Source organism: Leisingera sp. F5, assembly GCF_001593695.1.
On the sequence record NZ_LUKH01000513.1, the window covers coordinates 1 to 2,232 of the forward strand.

The 2,232-nt window shown below is 60.3% G+C and carries 3 protein-coding genes; all 3 read right to left on the reverse strand.

All coding sequences use genetic code 11. The features are described from left to right. Positions 1–162: 162 nt before the first annotated feature. Positions 163–1,269: a FliG C-terminal domain-containing protein gene (locus A2I95_RS32615; protein WP_291736508.1), complete on the reverse strand. Its 1,107-nt coding sequence runs from the start codon at positions 1,267–1,269 to the stop codon at positions 163–165. A gap of 74 nt (positions 1,270–1,343) precedes the next feature. Then, entirely contained in the window at positions 1,344–1,892 is a 549-nt protein-coding gene (locus A2I95_RS32620) for a tetratricopeptide repeat protein (protein WP_291736511.1), read from the reverse strand. A gap of 101 nt (positions 1,893–1,993) precedes the next feature. Then, positions 1,994–2,152, reverse strand: a complete 159-nt coding sequence (locus tag A2I95_RS32625) for a hypothetical protein (RefSeq protein WP_291736512.1) — start codon at positions 2,150–2,152, stop codon at positions 1,994–1,996. Between the last annotated feature and the right edge of the window lie 80 nt (positions 2,153–2,232).

The following is a 2,232-nucleotide window of genomic DNA, read 5'->3' on the forward strand; positions in this document are numbered from 1 at the left end:
GGAGAGCTCGGAAGGATCTACGGGCATGGCGTCTGGATGGCTGCGGCGCGGGAATGCGCCCGGAAGCCCGCATCATACGCAGCCGGACCGGCAGGTACAAGCCGCTCGCAGGCGCGGACAGAATGATCTGCGCGCCTGCCGCACCGGAATATGCGGCGGATCTTAGCCGCCTTCCTCCTCATCCTCGTCGGATTTCAGATCGATTTCGCCTGTTGCTACCAAATCGCGCATGGCCGAGATGATCATGCTGAACGCCACCTCGCCATCGCTGCGCTTGACTTTGCCGCGCTCGCCCACCTCTTCGCGGATGTTGTCGGCCATCCGGCTGGACATGTTCTTGAGCAGGAATTCATTTGTGGCAACGTCTTCTTCGTCGGTGGCAAAGGCCATGGCCGTGACCAGATCCGGCTGCGATAGCACCCGCATCAGCTTGGGCACGTCGATCGGCTGCATCCGTTCGCCGATCAGGGCGTAAGTAAAGATCGCTTTGCGCACCTTGATGGCGAAGTCCTCATCCTCTTCGTCCAGCGCGGTCAGCACCTCGTCGCGCTTGGCTGCCGCCGCCTCGGTCAGGATGCCGCCAAGACGCTGGCCCGGGGTCTCATCAAAGGCGAGATCGGGCCGGGCTTCGACCTGGGCGGCAAGCGACAGGCCGATCCGGTCCACGGTGTCGGGCGTCACATTGGCGGTGTGGCTGACGGCATAGGTGATGCGGCGGGCAATCGGGCCGGGCAGATGCACCAGCATTTGCGCCGCTTTGGCGGTGTCCAGCTTGGACAGCGGAACCGCGGCCACTTCGGTGCTTTCCGCCTCGGCCAGACCTGCCAGATCTTCGGGCGGCAGCTGTTTCAAGCGCTCCCATGGGTCACCGAACTGGCGCACACCGGCTTCCTTGCGCAGACGGCTGTGGGTGTGGCGGCTGATCTTGCCTTGCATTGCATTCAGCGCACCGGCCAGGCCATTGGGGAAATGCAGGCCAACGTTGTCCAGCAGATCGGCAAATTCGCCGACCACCGTATTCAGCGTATCGCGATCGACAATGCTCATCTTGCCCATCTGCTGGGTCAGCTCCAGCTGCAAGTCGTCCGGCAGCTCCTCCAGCGGGATTTCTGCGCCTTCATTCAGCAGCAGCCGGACGATAATTGCGGCCTTTGCCTTGCCGCTCAGCCCGCTGCCGCCCGCGCCGCCCAGAGGGGCCGGGGCACCGAACCCGCCCAGATCCGGCCCGCCTGAAGCCATCGGAAGCGCCAGCAAATTGTCTTGAGGCATTCTCGCACCCTACCAAAGATTCTTCTTGATCATCGAGGGCAGGATAGGCCGCAAGCCGTAAAGAAAGGCTGAAGCTAGTAGCTGTAAGTTGCACCTGTTTCCAAGGCGTTGCGCAGCGAAGCTTCGGCCCAGGTGCCATCACCGCCCCGTGCCTTGATCTCTTTCCACTGTATCAGGGCCGCGCCGTATTTCCCCTGTTTCACAAGGCCTTGGCCCATATAGGAGCGGGCAAGTATGTTATCCGGATCCTGTTCAAGCGCCTGATCGTAATAGGTCTGCGCCAATTCCAAATTGCCCAGTTTGCGATGGGTGAAACCCCAATAGGTCAGCACCAGGGTATCCTGCTGGTCCGGCGCCGCGCTCAGCACTGCCTGTGCATCCTGCTGGCGGCCCGCATAGGCCAGCTCACGCGCTGCATTCAGCAGGCCCTGCTGGTTCAGGGACGATTTCTTGGGCCGCACGCAGCGTTTCTTGTTTGGGTCCCAGATCCGCTTGCCCTTGCAGGTCTTGGTGGTCTCAGACGGTTTCGGTGGGTTGGTCCAGGTGGTTCCACCATTCCCGTTGCCACCAGCCGCAAAGGCAAATCCGGGCATGGCGACGGCCAAAGCAAGCAAAACACGCATTAAAATCACTCCAATTGATCACTTGGATAGAGTTTAGTGCAAAAAAGAACCGGCGCCCCTCAAAACGGAGCGTCCGCAATAAAAAACCTGTGAGATGTGCGTCAGCTGTTGATGATCTTGACGCAACTTTGGCTGTTTGAATCCCAAGTGGTGCCTGCCGCGCAGGATTGCGCCTGATGTTCGCGGCCCGAGCAGCCCATTGCCGCCGCCAGGGATGGCAGCAAGAGTGCTGCGGTCAGCACAAGAGTTCCGACTTTCATAATCCGTCCTCCCAATTTTGTGGGCCTATCCTAGGTCGAGAGGGTGAATATCCAAAGCAAAAGATGAAAAACGGATCGTG

What these genes read in the sequence shown, in the direction of transcription:
- A2I95_RS32615 (WP_291736508.1), bottom strand. Translation starts at nt 1,269, where the DNA reads ATGCCTCAAGACAATTTGCTGGCGCTTCCGATGGCTTCAGGCGGGCCG.
- A2I95_RS32620 (WP_291736511.1), bottom strand. Translation starts at nt 1,892, where the DNA reads ATGCGTGTTTTGCTTGCTTTGGCCGTCGCCATGCCCGGATTTGCCTTT.
- A2I95_RS32625 (WP_291736512.1), bottom strand. Translation starts at nt 2,152, where the DNA reads ATGAAAGTCGGAACTCTTGTGCTGACCGCAGCACTCTTGCTGCCATCC.